The organism is Microbacterium sp. bgisy207 (assembly GCF_965345035.1).
Lineage (GTDB): Bacteria > Actinomycetota > Actinomycetes > Actinomycetales > Microbacteriaceae > Microbacterium.
The window spans coordinates 54838-72468 of the sequence record NZ_CBDRMG010000009.1 but is presented as its reverse complement, the minus strand read 5'-3'; the positions used below and the strand labels follow the sequence as shown (position 1 = coordinate 72468).

The 17631-nt window shown below is 67.3% G+C and carries 17 protein-coding genes; 4 read left to right on the top strand and 13 right to left on the bottom strand.

Annotated elements, in window-relative coordinates; translation table 11 throughout:
- The first annotated feature begins 181 nt into the window (after window positions 1-181).
- Together ACSGC5_RS10445 and glgB are read left to right on the top strand one after the other, a co-directional pair.
- Complete coding sequence (locus tag ACSGC5_RS10445; RefSeq protein WP_434970610.1) at window positions 182-2158, top strand: maltotransferase domain-containing protein; 1977 nt, start codon at window positions 182-184, stop codon at window positions 2156-2158.
- Window positions 2155-4323 (top strand): 1,4-alpha-glucan branching protein GlgB, encoded by a 2169-nt coding sequence (gene glgB, locus ACSGC5_RS10440; protein WP_434970559.1) that lies wholly within the window; start codon window positions 2155-2157, stop codon window positions 4321-4323. Before ACSGC5_RS10445 ends, glgB begins: the two co-directional genes overlap by 4 nt.
- Window positions 4324-4350: 27 nt before the next feature.
- Here glgB and ACSGC5_RS10435 read toward each other — a convergent pair whose 3' ends face one another.
- Together ACSGC5_RS10435 and ACSGC5_RS10430 are read right to left on the bottom strand one after the other, a co-directional pair.
- A complete protein-coding gene (locus tag ACSGC5_RS10435; RefSeq protein WP_434970558.1) occupies window positions 4351-5289 on the bottom strand; it encodes a tetratricopeptide repeat protein in 939 nt (312 codons plus the stop codon).
- Window positions 5286-7145, bottom strand: a complete 1860-nt coding sequence (locus ACSGC5_RS10430; RefSeq protein WP_434970557.1) for a glycosyl transferase — start codon at window positions 7143-7145, stop codon at window positions 5286-5288. The genes ACSGC5_RS10435 and ACSGC5_RS10430 overlap by 4 nt, the downstream gene beginning before the upstream one ends.
- A 165-nt stretch (window positions 7146-7310) precedes the next feature.
- Here ACSGC5_RS10430 and ACSGC5_RS10425 point away from each other — a divergent pair, with 165 nt between their 5' ends.
- A complete protein-coding gene (locus tag ACSGC5_RS10425; RefSeq protein WP_434970556.1) occupies window positions 7311-8375 on the top strand; it encodes an AI-2E family transporter in 1065 nt (354 codons plus the stop codon).
- A 3-nt stretch (window positions 8376-8378) separates the two neighbouring features.
- On the opposite strand, the gene ACSGC5_RS10420 is transcribed toward ACSGC5_RS10425, so the two are convergent.
- From ACSGC5_RS10420 to rpsB, 9 genes are all read right to left on the bottom strand, one after another.
- Window positions 8379-9107 (bottom strand): alpha/beta hydrolase, encoded by a 729-nt coding sequence (locus ACSGC5_RS10420; protein WP_434970555.1) that lies wholly within the window; start codon window positions 9105-9107, stop codon window positions 8379-8381.
- 1 nt (window position 9108) lies between these two features.
- Window positions 9109-9393 carry a hypothetical protein gene (locus tag ACSGC5_RS10415; RefSeq protein WP_434970554.1) on the bottom strand — a complete coding sequence of 95 codons (285 nt, stop codon included), beginning with the start codon at window positions 9391-9393 and terminating at the stop codon, window positions 9109-9111.
- Between the two features lie 9 nt (window positions 9394-9402).
- Window positions 9403-10101 carry a transglycosylase SLT domain-containing protein gene (locus ACSGC5_RS10410; protein ID WP_434970553.1) on the bottom strand — a complete coding sequence of 233 codons (699 nt, stop codon included), beginning with the start codon at window positions 10099-10101 and terminating at the stop codon, window positions 9403-9405.
- A 54-nt stretch (window positions 10102-10155) separates the two neighbouring features.
- Complete coding sequence (locus ACSGC5_RS10405) at window positions 10156-10752, bottom strand: DivIVA domain-containing protein (RefSeq protein ID WP_434970552.1); 597 nt, start codon at window positions 10750-10752, stop codon at window positions 10156-10158.
- A 31-nt stretch (window positions 10753-10783) separates the two neighbouring features.
- The gene (locus ACSGC5_RS10400; RefSeq protein WP_434970551.1) at window positions 10784-11791 is read right to left on the bottom strand and encodes a phosphatidate cytidylyltransferase; all 1008 of its coding nucleotides are present in this window, start codon (window positions 11789-11791) and stop codon (window positions 10784-10786) included.
- Window positions 11792-11799: 8 nt separating this feature from the next.
- Window positions 11800-12354, bottom strand: coding sequence for a ribosome recycling factor (frr, locus tag ACSGC5_RS10395; RefSeq protein ID WP_434970550.1), 555 nt, complete (start codon window positions 12352-12354; stop codon window positions 11800-11802).
- Window positions 12355-12401: 47 nt separating this feature from the next.
- A complete protein-coding gene (gene pyrH, locus ACSGC5_RS10390) occupies window positions 12402-13124 on the bottom strand; it encodes a UMP kinase (protein WP_434970549.1) in 723 nt (240 codons plus the stop codon).
- A gap of 87 nt (window positions 13125-13211) precedes the next feature.
- Window positions 13212-14039: a translation elongation factor Ts gene (gene tsf, locus ACSGC5_RS10385; RefSeq protein ID WP_434970548.1), complete on the bottom strand. Its 828-nt coding sequence runs from the start codon at window positions 14037-14039 to the stop codon at window positions 13212-13214.
- Between the two features lie 80 nt (window positions 14040-14119).
- Window positions 14120-15046: a 30S ribosomal protein S2 gene (gene rpsB, locus ACSGC5_RS10380; RefSeq protein ID WP_434970547.1), complete on the bottom strand. Its 927-nt coding sequence runs from the start codon at window positions 15044-15046 to the stop codon at window positions 14120-14122.
- Between the two features lie 325 nt (window positions 15047-15371).
- Here rpsB and ACSGC5_RS10375 point away from each other — a divergent pair, with 325 nt between their 5' ends.
- Complete coding sequence (locus ACSGC5_RS10375; RefSeq protein ID WP_434970546.1) at window positions 15372-16016, top strand: murein hydrolase activator EnvC family protein; 645 nt, start codon at window positions 15372-15374, stop codon at window positions 16014-16016.
- Window positions 16017-16041: 25 nt separating this feature from the next.
- Here the strand turns inward: ACSGC5_RS10375 and ACSGC5_RS10370 are convergent, their stop codons facing one another.
- On the bottom strand, window positions 16042-16617 hold the full coding sequence (locus ACSGC5_RS10370) for a hypothetical protein (protein WP_434970545.1): 576 nt from the start codon (window positions 16615-16617) through the stop codon (window positions 16042-16044).
- A gap of 52 nt (window positions 16618-16669) precedes the next feature.
- A complete protein-coding gene (locus tag ACSGC5_RS10365; RefSeq protein WP_434970544.1) occupies window positions 16670-17569 on the bottom strand; it encodes a tyrosine-type recombinase/integrase in 900 nt (299 codons plus the stop codon).
- Between the last annotated feature and the right edge of the window lie 62 nt (window positions 17570-17631).

Genomic DNA, 17631 nt, shown 5'->3' with positions numbered 1-17631 from the left:
CGCTCGCGCGAATTGTGGCCGACGGGGCGCGCCCTGTCCACGCCTGTCCCGGCGGGGGCGAGCGGGGTAGGTTCGAAGCGTGGCATCCAGCAAACGATCTCCCGCCCCTCGACCCTGGCGAAGCGCCACCGCGATCCCGGTACGGCAGGTGACCTCTCCTGCCCCACCGGCCGATGCCGCGATGGGTCGCATCCCGATGGTGCGCCCGCGCCCGGACACACCGGACGCCCACTACCGGCCGAGCGCGTTCCGGGGCGAGGTCGTCCCGTTCGGCGTCACGGCCTTCCGTGAGGGGCACGACCGGATCGGCGTGCACGTCCGGCTCTTCTCACCGTCCGACGATGAGTCACTGCACCGACTGGAACCCGCGAATGACGGGTTCGACCGGTGGTGGACTCACGTCGCGCTTCTGGAGGAGGGGACGTGGACGTTCCGTTTCGAATCGTTCGCCGACGACTTCGCCACCTGGCACCACGCCGCCCACGTCAAGGTACTCGCGGGCGTGGACGTTCCTCTCATGCGGGAGATGGGCGCGCTCCTGTGCGAACGCGGCGCCGGGGAGCGCACTCGCCCCGCCGCGGAGCGTCGCCTTCTGACTGAGCTGGCGGATCAGTTCCGTGCGGATGCCGTGAGCGACCCGCTCAGCCTGATCGACGACCCGCGACTGAAGACCGTCTTCACCGAGCGCCCGCTGCAATCCCTCGTCACCGTTGGACCCGATCGCGAACTGCTCGTGGAACGAGAGCGGGCGGGGGTCGGCGCATGGTACGAGTTCTTCCCGCGCTCAGAGGGGGCCAAACGCCGGAAGGACGGCACGATCAAGAGCGGCACGTTCCGCACCGCCAGCAAGCGGCTGCCCGCCGTGGCCCGCATGGGTTTCGATGTCGTGTATCTGCCTCCTGTGCACCCGATCGGACTGACCAATCGCAAGGGGCCGAACAACTCGCTGACGCCCGGCCCGGGCGATCCTGGGTCGCCGTGGGCGATCGGGGCCGCAGAGGGGGGTCACGACGCGATCCATCCCGACCTGGGCACTCTGGCCGACTTCCGGGCTTTCGTGCGTGCCGCCGCCGCCGAGGGACTGGAGGTGGCCATGGACTTGGCGCTGCAGGCATCCCCGGACCACCCGTGGGTGACCGCCCACCCGGAATGGTTCACCACCCTGCCCGACGGATCGATCGCCTACGCCGAAAACCCGCCCAAGAAGTACCAGGACATCTATCCGATCAACTTCGACAACGATCCGGAGGGCATCCGCGCCGAGGTACTGCGCATCGTGCGGCACTGGATCGCGCAGGGCATCCGCATCTTCCGCGTCGACAATCCGCACACCAAACCCCTGCAGTTCTGGGAGTGGCTCATCCGCGAAGTCACCGCCGAACACCCCGACGTCATCTTCCTGGCTGAGGCGTTCACGCGCCCTGCCCCGCTTCAGGGCCTCGCGATGGTCGGATTCCAGCAGAGCTACACCTACTTCACGTGGCGAAACACGAAGCAAGAGCTCGAAGAGTTCCTGTCCTCGCTGGCTCACGAGACAGCGGACTACCTGCGCCCGAACCTCTTCGTCAACACCCCCGACATCCTCACCGAGTACCTTCAATACGGCGGTCACGCCGCCTACGTCATCCGTGCCGCCATCGCCGCCACCGCCGCACCCGTGTACGGCGTCTACGCCGGCTACGAACTCTTCGAGAACGTCGCACGCCCCGGGTCGGAAGAGAACATCGACAACGAGAAGTACGAGTACAAGTTCCGAGACTGGGAGGCGATCGACGCGGCCGGCACGTCGCTCGCGCCGTTCCTGACGCGGCTCAACGAGATCCGCCGTGACCACCCCGCACTGCGCCAATTGCGAAACCTCGCGATCCACTGGAGCGACGACGACGCGATCCTGGTCTATTCGAAACACCTCGACGCCGCCCTCTCCCCCACGGGCGAGGCCGACACCATTCTCGTCGTCGTCAACGTCGACCCACACTCGATGCGGGAGACCACGGTCCATCTGGACACACGCATCTGGGGAGTCGAGCCCGGAGACGCGTTCAGCGTGACCGATCTGATCACGGGCGCGCAATGGACGTGGACCGACCACAACTACGTGCGGCTCGACGCATTTCGCGAGCCCGTGCACATTCTGCGGATTGAGGGACAACGATGAACGCGATCGACCCCGGCACACTCGACGCCGTCGCGCACGGCACCTATCACGATCCGCACAGTGTGCTCGGCATCCATCCCACCGGCAAGGGGACGTGGGTCATCCGCACCCGGCGACCACTCGCCACGACGGTGACAGCGGTCTTCGACGGCGGGAAACGCGCGCGGCTCGAACACCTCGCATCCGGAATCTGGGAGGGCACCGTCACCGGCCCGATCGGCCCCTATCGCATCGATGCATCGTATGACGACGGGCCCGACTACCGCGCCGACGACCCGTACCGGCACGCGCCCACCATCGGTGAACTCGACCTTCACCTGATCCGCGAGGGTCGTCACGAGCGCCTCTGGGACGTACTCGGATCGCACGTCCGCACGCACGAAGAAAGCCATGGCACCTCCTTCGCCGTGTGGGCGCCCAATGCGCGCGCGGTGCGCGTGGTCGGCCAGTTCAATGGATGGGACGGCTCCGCCCACGCCATGCGGTCGATGGGCGGTTCCGGCGTCTGGGAGCTGTTCGTTCCCGCGGTGAGCGAGGGCACGGTCTACAAGTACGAGATCCTCGGCCCCGACGGGCACTGGCGACTCAAGGCCGACCCGCTTGCGCGAGAAGCAGAGGTGCCGCCCGCCACCGGTTCGGTGGTCACGGCATCCTCATACCGATGGGAGGACTCGGCCTGGCTCGCGCAACGCGCGAAGCGCCGTCCCGTGACCGAGCCGATGTCGATCTATGAGGTACACCTCGGGTCGTGGCGCCCCGGTCTGTCCTATCGAGACGCCGCAGATCCCCTCATCGACCATGTCACGTCTCTGGGCTTCACACACGTCGAGTTCCTGCCGCTGGCCGAACACCCCTTCGGCGGTTCATGGGGCTACCAGGTCACGGGGTATTACGCCCCGACGAGCAGATTCGGCAGCCCCGACGATCTCAAGTACCTCATCGACCGGCTTCACCAGGCAGGCATCGGGGTCATCATGGACTGGGTGCCGGGGCACTTCCCCAAGGACGAGTTCGCCCTGGCGAAGTTCGACGGCAAGGCGCTGTACGAGCACCCCGACCCTCGGCGAGGCGAGCACAAGGACTGGGGAACGCTCATCTTCGACTACGGCCGGAACGAGGTACGCAACTTCCTGGTCGCCAACGCGCTCTACTGGTACGACGAGTTCCATGTCGACGGACTCCGAGTGGATGCCGTCGCCTCGATGCTCTACCTCGACTACTCCCGCAACCCGGGGGAATGGGAACCGAACATCCACGGCGGGCGCGAGAACCTCGAGGCGATCCGGTTCCTCCAGGAGGTCAACGCGACGTGCTACAAGACCTTCCCCGGCATCAGCATGATGGCCGAGGAGTCCACGAGCTTCCCCGGCGTGACGGCTCCGACCGACCATGCCGGCCTCGGATTCGGCTTCAAGTGGAACATGGGGTGGATGAACGACAGCCTCGAGTACATCGCCCGGGATCCGCTCTACCGGTCGTATCACCAGGGTGAGCTGAGTTTCTCGTTCGTGTATGCGTTCAGCGAGAACTACGTCCTGCCGATCAGCCACGACGAGGTCGTGCACGGCAAGGGCAGCCTGTTCTCGCGGATGCCCGGAGACCACGCCGGCAAGCTCGCCAACATGCGCGCCTATCTCGCATACATGTGGTCACATCCCGGCAAGCAGCTTCTGTTCATGGGACAGGAGTTCGGGCAGATGGCCGAATGGTCGGAGTCGCGAGGGCTGGATTGGTGGACGCTCGATCAGCCCACGCACCGACAGCTTCAAGATTTCGTGGGTGCACTCAACGGCATCTACCGCGCCAACCCGCCGCTGTGGAGCCGCGACAACGACGGATCGGCCTTCAGCCGAATCGGCGCCCCCTCGTGGAATCCGAACGTCCTCGCCTTCACCAGGCGCGACTGGGACGGGAACACCATCGCGGTCGTGTGCAACTTCTCGGGGACGACGCTCTCGAACTATGCCCTCGATCTGCCGCAGGCCGGGGTGTGGCGAGAGATCCTCAACACCGATGCGCACGAGTATGGGGGCGCCGGAGTCGGCAATCTCGGAATGGTCGTCGCCGGCGAGGACGGCCGCGCCTCCATGGTGCTCCCGGCCGTCAGCGCGATCTGGCTGCGCTATGACCCACAGGCACGGATCCCGTCGACCACACACGGCTGAGCGGGTGCGCCGTCCCCTGCGTCAGGTCTAGAACAGCAGCGAGGCGAGACGACTGCGAGCACGGATGACGCGAGGGTCATCGTCACCGACGATGCCGAACAGTTCCAGCAGACGCTCGCGCACAGGCATCCGATCGTCGCTGGGCAGCGCCGCGAACAAATCCAGGAGCCGCTCGAACGCGTCCTCGACATGACCCCCCGTCACATCGAGGTCAGCGACCAGCAGCTGGGCATCGACATCGGTGGGGGCAGCGGCTGCAGCCGCACGCGCGGCCTGGAGGTCGGCCCCCTGGATGCGCGAAAGCAGCCGGACCTGGGCGAGGCCTGCGCGGGCATCGGTGTCCCGCGGGTTCTCGGCCAGTGCGCGCTCGTATGCCGAGACGGCGGCGGCGTAATCGCCGGATTCGATCGCTGCGAACGCCTCGGCGTGCAGTGGGGGCAGCGCGGGCTCCTCGGGCGTCTCCCCGTCGGCTTGACTGTCACCGACCGACCCGGTGACACCGTTCTGCGCCGCGAGCTGGAGAAGTTGCGCGAACACATCGCGGACCTGCTGCTCGGGAACGGCACCCGTGAACAGCGGCACCGCCTGTCCGCCGACCAGAGCGACGACCATCGGAATGGACTGAGCGCGGAACGCCTGAGCAAGCTGCGGATTGGCGTCTACGTCGACCTTTGCCAACACCAAGCGACCCGCGTGCTCGGTGACGACACGCTCGAGAACCGGGCTGAGCTGCTTGCACGGCCCGCACCACTCGGCCCACAGGTCCACCACGACGGGGACGGTCTTGGACAGCTCCAGGACCTCGGGGAACATCGCGTCCGTGACGTCGATCACCAGCCGGGCGGCGGTTCCGCCCGCAGGTGCACCCGCCGTGGGTTCAGTCGGGGCAGGCGCCGCGGGGCGGTTGCGCAGGGCGGACAGGTCGACGGCGCCCCGGAGCGGAGCGCTGGAGCCGGGAAGTGTCACAGCACGGAGCCTTTCAGAATCGAACTGGAGTATCCCAGGAGTTGGATCGGCTCACTCGATCCTCGCTCTGGGACGTAGAAGAACAACTGGTCGCTGAAGGTCGTCGAAAAGCCGGATGCCGACTGGTCGGCGCCCGCGAGGGTCTTCACGGTCTCATTGCCTTCGAGCTTGATGACCGCGTCCTCGTTGGTCGGCTTGACGGTGTCGGTCTCGTAGATGCTGACCGCGACGATCGCGCCGCTCTCGAGCGTCGCGATCGCGAAGGGGGAGAACTCGCCCGCCGCGGCGCTGAACGTCAAGCTCCCCGTCTCGGCACCGGTCTGGTTGAACTCGTCGAGCCGCTCTTTGCGATCGGCGACGACACCCGCTCGGAACGTGTCGCTCTCCTCGTCGAACAGGCCGGCGAACTCGGACTCGTCACCCTTGTTGAGCACGTCCGCGTAGGCGGAGGCGAGTTCATCGGGTGGCAGGAGCAGGAACGGGGAGTCGGGTGCGAGTTGGCTGGCGCCGATGTAGGAGGGAGCGAGCTCCGGCATCAGGGTGTTCGCTCCCAGATTGCCGAGATAGCTCAGCTTGTATTCCGTCCACGGATCCGCCTGGGACAGCACCATGATGCTGGAGGTGTTCGCCTCGTCATCGGTGATGACCGCGAGGAAGGAGCGAGGCCACCCGTTGTAGGCCTGCGGCAGGAGGACCTCGACGGGCTTGCCCGGCACAGCGGTGGGCAGCGGGTAGTCGGCGATCGCGTCGCGCAGCGTGTAGTTCGTCTTGCGCTCGGCCAGGAGCGCGCCATCCAGCCGGGTCGCGGCGAGGTCCGCATCCTTGGTCTCGTCCGCCTCCGCGACGGTCTGCGCGACCTGGGCGAGGATCCGCTCCGCCTGCGGCTTGGTCACGGCGGGAGCCTGCTGTCCTTCCGGGACGATCACCGACGCTGTCGGGCTCGGCGTCTCGGAGGGCACCAGCTCTGGCCATGCGTCGGCCGTACACCCAGACAGCAGCGCGCCGGCCAGCGCGACGGCCGGGACAGCGATGAGGCGCCGACGGCCCCACGTGATCGAACGCTTGGGTTTGCCCGCGCTGATCACGCCCTTGTCGGCTTCGGCGACGGAAAGGTCGATCGGTTCGGTGACGGGAATGGGCAACCCCTTGCGTCGTGGGCCGCGGGAGCGTCGCACGTGGCGGATGCCGAGAATGTACAGCACGACACCGACTGCCATGAGGATGCCGCCGCCGACGATGAGCGGGCCCGCCCACGGCGTCGAGTTCGCGATCGGCCACGTCACGCTCACTGTCGTGGGCGCCGGAGCCGTGCCATCTGAGGCGATGATCACGCTCATGTCAGCGGGAAGCTGCAGCGGCGCGATGACCAGATCCTCCTGCTGGTACTGGTCGAGCCAGAGGTCAGAGCCCGCGGGGTTGCGGCCCGGGATCGCCTCCTCGTCTGCGCCTTGCTCGGCTGCGGCGTCATCGGTTGCTGCCGCATCCGAGGCCGGCGCCTCCGTCGACTCGGCGGGGGTGGGCTCGGGAGCAGGCGTCGGGTCTACCTCTTCGGTGACGAGCGAGCCGTCCTCGGTGCGTACGACCTGGTTGTACGACGCGTCCGCGAGCCACGCCTGCACGTCGGCCGTCCGGCCGTACGCGGCGAACACGGTTCCCTCGCCGAGCACACGTAGCGTCTGAGAGCCCGGTGTCGAGGTCAGGACATCGCCACCGATGACCAGGTAGGGCTCGTTCTGGCTGATCGAGACCTCCGCCGTCGTCGATCGCGGGCCTTGGAAGATCGTCCGCTGGGCGATTCCCGCCCCGATCATCACGGTCGCGAGAACGAGCGCAACCACAGCCCATACGAAACGCACGAAGAACCTTTCTCGGCGCACGGACGTCGACGCACACCGGAATATCGACATTTCAGACTAGCGAAGATGACCTGAAAGTCCCCAGAGAGGCGCTGCATCACGTCCACGTCGTCCACTATGCGTATTCTGATCGCCAGGCGGTCGAGTCCCACAGAACGAGGTCCCGTGAAGCTGCAGAACCCCTTCCGCGTCGCATTCGTCGCGACGCTCGGCGTCGGTCTCGGTCTCCTGCTGATCGCCAGCGTGCAGACCCTGTCGACGATCCTCCTCTACGTGGGCACCGCCCTCTTCCTCGCGCTCGGTCTCGAGCCGATGGTCTCGTGGTTGATCCGCCGACGGCTCCCCCGGTGGGCCGCGGTTCTCGTGACGATCGTGGTCGTGCTGGGCGTGTTCGCCGGAGTCATCCTGATGGTGCTGCCGATCATCGTCGAGCAGATCACGCAGTTCGTGATCGAGGTGACCCGCATCCTGCAGAATCCGTCGTGGCCCGACGAGTTGCAGACCTGGCTCGAATCGGTCTTCCCCATGCTCAGGTGGGATGACATCTTCGCGTACATCCTGCAGTGGCTCGAGGGCCTGGACTTCGCCTCCATCGGTGGGTCGATCGGCGGGAACATTCTCGCGATCGGCGCGACGATCGCCAGCGGCCTGTTCGGCGCGTTCATCGTCCTGATCCTCACGATCTACTTCACGGCATCGATCCCCTCACTGAAGAAGGCTGTCTATCAGCTCGTCGCGGCCTCGAAGCGGCAGCGTTTCATCGACCTCGCCGAGCAGATCACCGACTCCGTCGGCTACTACGTCATCGGCCAGGTCACGCTGGGCGTGATCAACGGCATCCTGAGCTCGATCTTCCTGACCGTGATCGGCGCGCCGTTCCCGGCGGTGCTCGCCGTCGTGGCGCTGCTGTTCTCGCTCATCCCCCTCGTGGGTACGCTCACGGGGTCGACGATCATCGTGCTGACCTGCCTCATCCCAGGACTCGGCTCCCCGACGATCGCCCTCATCGCTGCGATCTACTACCTGATCTACATGCAGGTGGAGGCGTACGTCATCTCCCCACGCATCATGAGCCGTGCTGTCTCGATCCCCGGGGCCGTCGTGGTCGTCGCAGCCCTCGCCGGCGGGTCCCTCTTGGGACTCCTCGGCGCCCTGATCGCGATCCCTGCCGCCGCGAGCGTGCTGATCATCTACCGGCAGGTCGTCATCCCTCGTCAAAACGAGCGGTGACGCTCAGGCGGGCGTGCCGAGCTCGCCGTCCCAGTCCGTCGCCAGCGGAAGAGCGTCGGGGTTGATCGCCGCGACGATCTCGGTGAGCACCCTCCGAGTCTGATTCTCGCCGACCCACAGATGACGACCGCCCTCGACGGGGATGAGGGTCGCGTGGGGAATCACCGCGAACCGCTGTGCAGCCTCATCCGGCCGCAGAAAGTCGTCGAACTCGGGGACGAGCACGATGATCGGACGCGGATCTTCCGCCCAGCCGGCCAGCTCCTCGGATGTGGTTCTGTGCAGCGGCGGGGAAAGCAGCACGATCCCCTCGACGTCGTGCTCGGCCGCGTACTTCAGCGCGAGCTCCGTCCCGAAAGACCAGCCCACGACCCACGGGCGCGGCAGTCCGCGCTCGGCAACGAAGGACATCGCAGCCGCGACATCCCAGCGCTCGCCAGCTCCGCCGTCGAACGTTCCCTCGCTTGTGCCGCGCGGAGAGGTCGTTCCGCGCGTGTTGAATCTCAGTACCGCGAGGTCGGCCAGGGCCGGAAGACGCGCCGCCGCCTTGCGAAAGATATGGGAGTCCATGAAACCACCGGCCGTCGGCAGCGGATGCAGTGTCACGAGCGTCGCGTGCGGTGCGCGACCCTCCGGGAGTGCGAGCTCCCCGACGAGTCGAAGGCCGTCCTCGGTGTGAAGCTCGATCTCCTCCCGGCGGGCGGGCAGCAGCATCGGTCCGCGGATCTCCATGTCAGCTGATCCTCCAGCAGTGGGTATGCCAATGGCGCCGCGCGGCGATGTCTGCCGCGTCGCCGAGGACTCCGTCCGAGCGCCAGGCCACCACATGCGCGGTGCCCGGCTCGATCGGACGAACGCAGCCCGGGCACGCGTAGGCCTTCGTCGCCTGCGCTCCCGACACCGGTTGGACGGTCCAGGCCACGCCGCGGCGGACCTCTGTGCGTTTCCACCCAGCCAGGAAGCGCTCGAACCCGTCGTCGCCGGCGGGCTCAGGACGGCGACGATGAGATCGTGGCATCCTCGCCGATCACCACCAGTGGTTGTTGACCCAGAAGTTGTACGCTCCGCCCCAGCTGCCGTAGCGTCCCACCGCGTAGCCGTTGGCCCACCTCAGGTTGTCGACCGGGTTGTAGCCGCTCCCGGGAACCTTGCTGCACGGGAGCGCCTGAACGAGACCGCACGCCCCGGAGCGGCGGTTCGTGGCGTTGGGATTCCATCCGCTCTCGCGCGAGACGATGTAGTCGACATAGCCCCATTCGCTCTCGGGGATGCCCGCCGCCGACATCCACTCGGCCGGCGACCCGCCGCCGGAGTAGAACAACGGCGCCGCCGCTCCCCCGCCGCTACGGCTCGAGGCCACCACCGGAGTGGGCGTGGGCTTCGGTTTCACATAGACCTGGTAGCCGCCGCGGTCGGGATCGAAAGCAGCAGCATCGACATCAGCGTCGACGACGAGTGACTGCGCGTCGACCAGGGAGCTCGCGTAGAGGGAGACCGCCTCGGGTGCCTCGTCTTCGGGTGTCGCGAATGCCATGCCGCTCGGGCCCGCGTTGGCCGCGACGAACCCCATCGCCGCCAATGCCGCGAACACGGCCAGCACCCCGCGCCGCTTGGACCAGTGACCGACCGGGGCAGCGGCCGCGCGCGGCGGAACGCTCGAACGCCGCGTGGCGACGTCGGCACGAGGCCGCGCCGACACCTCAGCGTTGCGATTCTCACTAGTCACGATGAGTCGATTCTACCGACGCGCAGCGACGAACACGGTGCGAGTGTCCGTGGTTCACTCGACAGCGAGCATGACCTCGACGACGGCATCGAGCACGGCATCCACCTGGACTTCGCGATAGCCGCCTCGCTGCATCCTGAAGGCGACCCCTCGGACCTGCTCGATCGTCGCTCCCGTTCCAGACTCGAGGTAGCGGGCCAGCTTGTCCATCACGAAGTCGACTTCATCGATCCGATAGCCGTAGCGCAGGGCGCCGGTGCGCTGGAAACGTCGACGGGGCGGACGCTGCAGACGATCGAGGACGATCTGCGCATCTCGGCGGGTGCGCGCGATCCACACGTCGGTGCCCACGCGAGCAATGGCAGCGTCGCGCTCTCGCCGCGCGAACGCGTCCTCGATGCGCGTGAGTGCGGCATCCACGCTCGTGATCTCGTAGCCGCGGCGCGTCAGCGGGAACGCCGCAGCCCGGATCTGACCCGAGGTCATCGACGTGCGTCCCGGGGACTCGAATGCTTCCCGCGCGTGAGAGAGAAAGCTGTCCACAGCGGCCCGCTCATAACCCTTCACGCGGCCCCGCGTCACCGGGAACAACGCCCGTGCGGGCTCCGGAACCGCTGCAGCGGCGGAGTCGGTATGAGAAGTCATCGTCATGAGATCACCCACCTCGTGCTCGTGCAGCACATCATGCTGCCACGACCGGTGCGAACAGGTAGTACAGCGCGAGCGCGGCGGTCGCCGAGGGCAGGATCGAGTCCAGCCTGTCCAGGACGCCGCCGTGCCCCGGGAGCCAGGAACTCATGTCCTTGATTCCGAGGTCTCGCTTGACCATCGACTCGCCCAGGTCGCCGGTTGTCGCCGTGCCGAGGATCAGCGCACCGAAGATCGCACCGGCCCACCACGGCACCCCGAGCAGAAAGACCCCCAGCAGGATGCCGGCGGCGACCGCGCCGACCACGGCTCCGCCGAATCCCTCCCACGTCTTGTTGGGACTGATCCGAGGCGCCATCGGGTGTTTTCCGAACGTGAGGCCGGATGCGTAGGCCGCTGTGTCGGCGACCACAGCGACGGCGATGAAGGCGATGATCCACCATTCGCCTCCTTCCTGGCGCAGCAGGATCATGGCCATGCTCGCCAGGAACGGCACGTAGAACACGACGAACGTTCCCGCGAGCACGTCGCTCGTCACAGCGGTGTAGGGACGAGCGTCGGCGGCGGCCATCTGGGCGATCAACCGCCAGACGACCACGAAGACGAGAGCCGCAAACAGGGCGACCCAGTGGAGCCACAGCTCCAGGAACGCGCCAGACAGAAGAACGACGACGGAGGCGACCAGCTGTGGCGCCAGGTCGATACGTCGTCCCGACCCGGTCAGTGCCCGCGAGAACTCCACGACCCCGAGCACGACCACCCCGAGCGCCAGGAGGATGAACACCCACTTGACGAAGATGAGCGAGAGGAGCGCGACCGCCCCGATTCCCACTCCGATGAGGATCGCGAGGATCAGATCCCTACCTGTGCGCTTCTTGATGCGCTCATTCGCTTCCTCGAACTCGGCGCGCGCGTGCGCGACATGTTGCTCGAACTCACTGCGCGCAGTGCGCACGTGCGCCTGGAAGCCGGCGCCAGGATCCTCCGCCGGCACCCCAGCGGGGTCGCCGGGGAGGCGCGCGTCGGAACGATCGTCGGTCATGTCGACCGTTAGACCTCGAGAAGCTCTGCTTCTTTGCGCTTGAGCGCCTCGTCGATCTGGTCGACGTGTGCGCGCGTCAGCGCATCGAGCTCTTTCTCCGCACGAGACAGCTCGTCCTCACCGATCTCGCTCTTGAGGGCGTCGAGGTCGTCCTTCGCCTTGCGGCGGATGCCTCGGACATGCACCTTCGCATCCTCACCCTTGGCCCGCACAAGCTTGACGAACTCCTTGCGGCGCTCCTCGGTGAGCTCCGGCATCGTGACGCGCACGATCGTGCCGTCGTTGGTCGGGTTCGCGCCCAGGTTCGGGGCATCCCGGATGGCCTGCTCGATCGCCTTCAGCGCCGACTTGTCGTAGGGGTTGATGACGAGCGTGCGCGCCTCGGGGTTGTTCAGGGAGGCGAGCTGCGCGAGCGGCGTGGGCGAGCCGTAGTAGTCGACCATGATCCGCTGGAACAGCTGCGGATTGGCCCGACCCGTGCGCACGGTCGCGAAGTCATCCTTCGCGGCCTCCACGGCACGATCCATGCGGGTTCCAGCATCGGTCAAGACATCCGCGATCACGGCGACTCCTTACTGCGTCTGACCAGCCCAGTCTAGTCGGCAGGCCTTCAGCCGACCGTGACGACGGTGCCGATCGGTTCGCCCCGCAGCGCACGTGTGACGTTGCCCTCCGGTTCCATGCCGAACACACGCATGTCCATGCCGTTGTCCATGCACAGGCTGAACGCGGTCGAATCGACAACCTTCAGACCGCGCTGCAGGGCATCGAGGTAGGTGATCCGGTCGATGCGGGTCGCCGTCGGATCGGTGCGCGGATCGGCGGTGTAGACGCCGTCAACGCCGTTCTTGGCTACGAGAACCTCGGTCGCCCCGATCTCCAGCGCCCGCTGCGCCGCGACCGTGTCGGTCGAGAAGTAGGGCAGGCCAGCCCCCGCACCGAAGATCACGACGCGCCCCTTCTCCATGTGGCGCTCCGCGCGACGCGGGATGTAGGGCTCGGCGACCTGCGTCATCGAAATGGCGGACTGCACTCGCGTCGCAGCTCCCGCCTGCTCGAGGAAGTCCTGCAGCGCGAGTGCGTTCATGACGGTACCGAGCATCCCCATGTAATCGGCTCGGCCCCGATCCATCCCCCGCTGGCTGAGCTCCGCTCCGCGGAAGAAGTTTCCCCCGCCGACCACGACGGCGATCTCCACCTCATCGACCGCTGCCGCGATCTCGCGCGCGATCTGGCTGACGACATCCGGATTGACCCCGAGCTGCCCTCCCCCGAACGCTTCCCCCGAAAGCTTGAGCAGGACGCGTCGGCGTCCCGTCGATTCATCCGCCACGTACGTCTCCTCTGTGTCGCCTACAACCTACCGAAGCACATGAGAAAGGGCCCGCACGGAATGGTGCGGACCCTTTCATCGCGGTGCTTACGCGCCGACCTTGAACCGAGCAAAGCCCGTGAGTGTCAGGCCTGCATCCTCGGCCACCTGTGCGACCGAGAGCTTGTTGTCGCGGGCGTAGTCCTGATCGAGCAGAGCGACCTGCTTGAAGTAGGCGTTGACCCGGCCCTCGACGATCTTGGGGAGAGCGGCCTCGGGCTTGCCCTCGTTGCGCGAGATCTCGGTGACGATCTCACGCTCCTTCTCGACATCTGCCTCGGGGACCTCGTCGCGAGACAGGTAGGACGGGTTTGCGAACGAGATGTGCTGCGCGAGGGCGCGAGCGGTCTCGGCATCCTCACCCGTGTAGGCCAGCACGACGCCCACCTGGGGCGGGAGGTCCTTGTTGGTCTTGTGCAGGTAGATCTCGAACTTCTCGCCCTCGAGCGTGCGCACCTGGCGAAGCTCGACCTTCTCGCCGATGATCGCTGCCTCATCGGAGATCAGCTGGTCGACGGTGCTGGCACCCGCGGGAGCGGCCAGCGCCGCCTCGACGGAGTCCGCCGACACGGCTGCGGCAGCGTCCACGACCTTGTCGGCAAGGGCGACGAAACGGTCGTTCTTGGCGACGAAGTCCGTCTCGCACGCGAGTTCGATGAGAGTGACCTTGCCGCCCACCTCGCGAGCGGCGATGAGGCCTTCGCTCGTCGAGCGGTCGGCACGCTTGGCGTTGCCCTTCGCGCCCTTCAGACGCAGGATCTCGACGGCCTTCTCGACGTCGCCGTCGGCCTCTTCGAGCGCCTTCTTGGTGTCGACCATGCCCGTTCCGAGCTGCTCGCGCAGGGCCTTGATGTCGGCGATCGTGAAGTTTGCCATGGGTGGCGGCTCCTTGTTCGTGGTGAGTTCTCGTGGATGCTCCGGCGGCGCACACGCGCCGCCGGAGCGATGTCGATCGGCTACTTGGTCTCGGCGGTGTCAGCCTCGGCGGTGTCAGCCTCGGCGGCGTCCGCCTCGGCGACCGCGTCGGTTCCGGCGACTGCCTCGTGCGCGGCTGCCCCGGCAGCGTCGGCGTCGGACTCGGTCGCGATGGTCTCGACCTCGGCGAGGTCAGTGACCACCGGCGCACCCTGCTCGAGAAGCTCGCGCTCCCATTCGGCGAGGGGCTCAGCGGCCTCGGCCTCGTCGGCAGGCTGGTGACGCTGGATGAGGCCGTCGGCGGCAGCATCCGCGATGATGCGCGTGAGCAGGCTCACCGAGCGGATCGCGTCGTCGTTGCCGGGAATCGGGTACTGGAACTCGTCCGGGTCGGCGTTGGTGTCGAGGATGCCGATGACGGGGATGCCGAGCTTCTTGGCCTCGTCGATGGCGAGGTGCTCACGCTTGGCGTCGACGACCCAGATGGCCGAGGGGGTCTTCTGCAGGTTGCGGATACCGCCGAGCGACTTGTGGAGCTTGTCGAGCTCGCGCTTCTTGATGAGCAGTTCCTTCTTGGTCAGACCGCTCGCCGCCGGGTCGTCGTAGTCGAACTCCTCGAGCTCCTTCATGCGCTGCAGGCGCTTGGAGACGGTGACGAAGTTGGTGAGGAGGCCACCGAGCCAACGCTCGTTGACATAGGGCTGGCCCACACGGGTCGCCTGCTCGGCGATGATCTCCTGCGCCTGCTTCTTGGTGCCAACGAACAGGATCGTGCCACCGTGGGCAACGGTCTCCTTGACGAACTCGTAGGCCTTGTCGATGTAGGTGAGGGACTGCTGCAGGTCGATGATGTGGATACCGCTGCGCTCGGCGAGGATGAAGCGCTTGACCTTCGGGTTCCACCGGCGGGTCTGGTGTCCGAAGTGCACGCCGCTGTCGAGCAGCTGGCGAATCGTAACGACGGCCATGGCCGTACTCCTTTGCTGACGCGGTTGCGCGTCTCTTACGGTTGATCTCGTCGGTCGGCGACCGACGATCCTGGTGCCCGACGCGCTCCCGCTGGGCTCGGGTGAGCACAGACCGGTGGGAGTGGCGCCACCTGGCCGATAGCCAGGCTTTGGGCACGCGAAGTCACCCCGCGGACGGGGTGCCCCTCCAGTGTACCAGCGGACGCCTCACCGCAGGACGCGCGAGTGCGCAGCCGCATCCTCCCCAGCACCCGGGGTCGCACTGCCCGTCCCCCGCCTCGCGCCGGCGCCCCGGGCTCGCGCCTGGGCGACGGATGCTGGCAGCATGCCCCCGTCGCACCTCCTGCCCCCGTCGCACCTGACAGCACCGTCGCACCTGACAGCACCGTCGCGCCCCGATCGACTCTTACGCCGGATCGTTCTCGTCATTCTGGCGGTGGTCCTCCTGTCGCCAGCCTGCCTACCCGCGACCCCCTCAGCGGCGTCCGAGGACCATGCGCTCGGCGTCGACGGTCAGCCGACGGCCTCGGCCGCGGCGAGCCTCGGGCCCGGTCCCGCCGCGCGCGACTGGATCTGGCCAACGTCGGGGTTTCGACTCGTGGCCCCGTATGTCGCCCCGGCGCACCGCTACGGGCCCGGGCACCGCGGCGTCGATCTCGCGCTGTTCGACACTCGGACTGTGCGTTCGCCAGCCCCGGGGGTCGTGCGATTCACCGGCACCGTGGTCGATCGCGACCTCATCACGATCGACCACGGTGACGGTTTCGTGACGACCCTCGAACCCGTGGCATCTCCGCTCCGGGTGGGCGACCGCGTCGATCGAGGTCAACACGTCGGCATCGTCACGGAGGGCGGTCATGCACCCCGTGACGCTGTCCACTTCGGTGTCCGCTGGCACGGTGAGTACATCAACCCGATGCTGCTGCTCGGTGGCGTGCCGCGCGCGATCCTGCTTCCGTGCTGCCGATGACGCTCTCACACCGCCGGAGGCGAACTCAGCGGAAGACGTTCCGGTCGCCGTTGTCCTGGACCTGGCCGTAGCCTCTCGCGCTCAGTGTGTTGTCGTTGCCGTTCACGGTGACCAGATCGATCGTGCCGTCTGCCTCGATGAGCGTGCGGTCTCCGGCGATGTCGAGCACCCCGATGGCGCCGCCGGAGACGGAGTTGTCGTTGCCTTCCAGCCGCAGACTGCCGATGTCGCCGATGACGACGTCATTCGAACTCCCCTGCAAGAGCACGGTGTCGGCGTCGCCGTCGATGCGAGCGACGATACGGTTGCCTGCGATCGTCACGTCTGCGCAGTCGCCCGTGAGCGAGAAGGTGACGTCGTTGCCCGCGAGAACGGCCTGCCCGCCGACGCAGAGGGCGTCTGGTGCGGGCTCGGGGTCCACGGTCACCGTCGGAACGGGCGTCGGGGTGATCGTCGCCCACGTCGGTGTCGGCAGCGCAGTCGCGGGCGCTCGAGTCGGCACGACGGTGACCCGCGGTCCGGGCAGCGCGATGCATCCGCCGAGCGCGAACGTCACGACCAGGGCGAGGGCTGCACCGAGGGTGCGGCGCGGAGCATGCATGCGATAACCCTACGCGCGATATCCGCCATCTCCGGAGGACTGCGGGGGCGCTCTACGCGCGAGGATGGGCGAGACGGTAACTTGCGGCGAGCCGTTCACTCGACACGTGGGTGTAGATCTGCGTCGTGCCGAGACTTGCATGACCCAGCAGCTCCTGCACCGAGCGCAAGTCGGCGCCGCCGTCGAGCAGGTGCGTCGCACCGGAGTGGCGCAGCGCATGCGGACCGACGGCGCCGCCCGTGAGAGCCGCTACCCGGCGGGATACGACATCGTAGACGGCGCGGGCGCCGATGCGACCGCCGCGAACCCCGAGGAAGAGGGCGCCAGGGGCGGATGCCGAGTCGACAAGGGCGGGACGTCCGCGCACGAGATAGGCATCCAGCGCGCGGGCTGCCGCTCCGCCGTAGGGCACGATCCGCTCCTTGGATCCCTTGCCCCAGACTCGAGCAGTGCGCCGAGCAGCGTCCAGATCAGTCAGATCGAGGGCGCACAGCTCCGAGACGCGCAGGGCCGCACCGTACAGCAGCTCGAGGATCGCGTGGTCGCGAAGGTCGACGGGATCTCCTCGCTCGGTGGCGGTCTCGCCGAGCGCGTCGAGCAGGTGCGAGAGCCCTTCCGCCGACGCGACTTTGGGAAGCGTTCGCCCTCTTTTGGGTGCGATCAGGCGCACCGCCGGGTTGGACGCGATCAGTCCCTCATCCAGCGCCCATGCGAAGAAGGTGCGCACCGCCGCGGCACGCCGGGCAAGCGTCGAGCGCGCGTCACCGCGTCGGCTCGCTCGCCAGATCCAGTCCCGCAGGGCGTCGAGATCCACGGATGCCACGGTGACAGGCCCGACAGCATCGGCGAGGTCGGCCAGATCCGAGCGATAGGCGCGGATCGTGGCAGGCGAAAGCCGACGCACATGGGCGAGGTGGCGCAGATACTGCTCGGCCGCCTCGCTGATCTCCATGGGGACAGGATGCCGCAGCTCATGCACGGCGGCGGCCGCCCGACGCGGCGTGGCGCAAGCCC

Coding starts and splice junctions, on each gene's coding strand:
- ACSGC5_RS10365 (WP_434970544.1), bottom strand. CDS start 17,569: ATGGAGATCAGCGAGGCGGCCGAGCAGTATCTGCGCCACCTCGCCCAT.
- ACSGC5_RS10405 (WP_434970552.1), bottom strand. CDS start 10,752: ATGACGATGACTTCTCATACCGACTCCGCCGCTGCAGCGGTTCCGGAG.
- tsf (WP_434970548.1), bottom strand. CDS start 14,039: ATGGCAAACTTCACGATCGCCGACATCAAGGCCCTGCGCGAGCAGCTC.
- ACSGC5_RS10370 (WP_434970545.1), bottom strand. CDS start 16,617: ATGCATGCTCCGCGCCGCACCCTCGGTGCAGCCCTCGCCCTGGTCGTG.
- glgB (WP_434970559.1), top strand. CDS start 2,155: ATGAACGCGATCGACCCCGGCACACTCGACGCCGTCGCGCACGGCACC.
- ACSGC5_RS10415 (WP_434970554.1), bottom strand. CDS start 9,393: ATGCCACGATCTCATCGTCGCCGTCCTGAGCCCGCCGGCGACGACGGG.
- ACSGC5_RS10420 (WP_434970555.1), bottom strand. CDS start 9,107: ATGGAGATCCGCGGACCGATGCTGCTGCCCGCCCGCCGGGAGGAGATC.
- ACSGC5_RS10400 (WP_434970551.1), bottom strand. CDS start 11,791: ATGACCGACGATCGTTCCGACGCGCGCCTCCCCGGCGACCCCGCTGGG.
- ACSGC5_RS10445 (WP_434970610.1), top strand. CDS start 182: ATGGGTCGCATCCCGATGGTGCGCCCGCGCCCGGACACACCGGACGCC.
- rpsB (WP_434970547.1), bottom strand. CDS start 15,046: ATGGCCGTCGTTACGATTCGCCAGCTGCTCGACAGCGGCGTGCACTTC.
- ACSGC5_RS10375 (WP_434970546.1), top strand. CDS start 15,372: ATGCCCCCGTCGCACCTCCTGCCCCCGTCGCACCTGACAGCACCGTCG.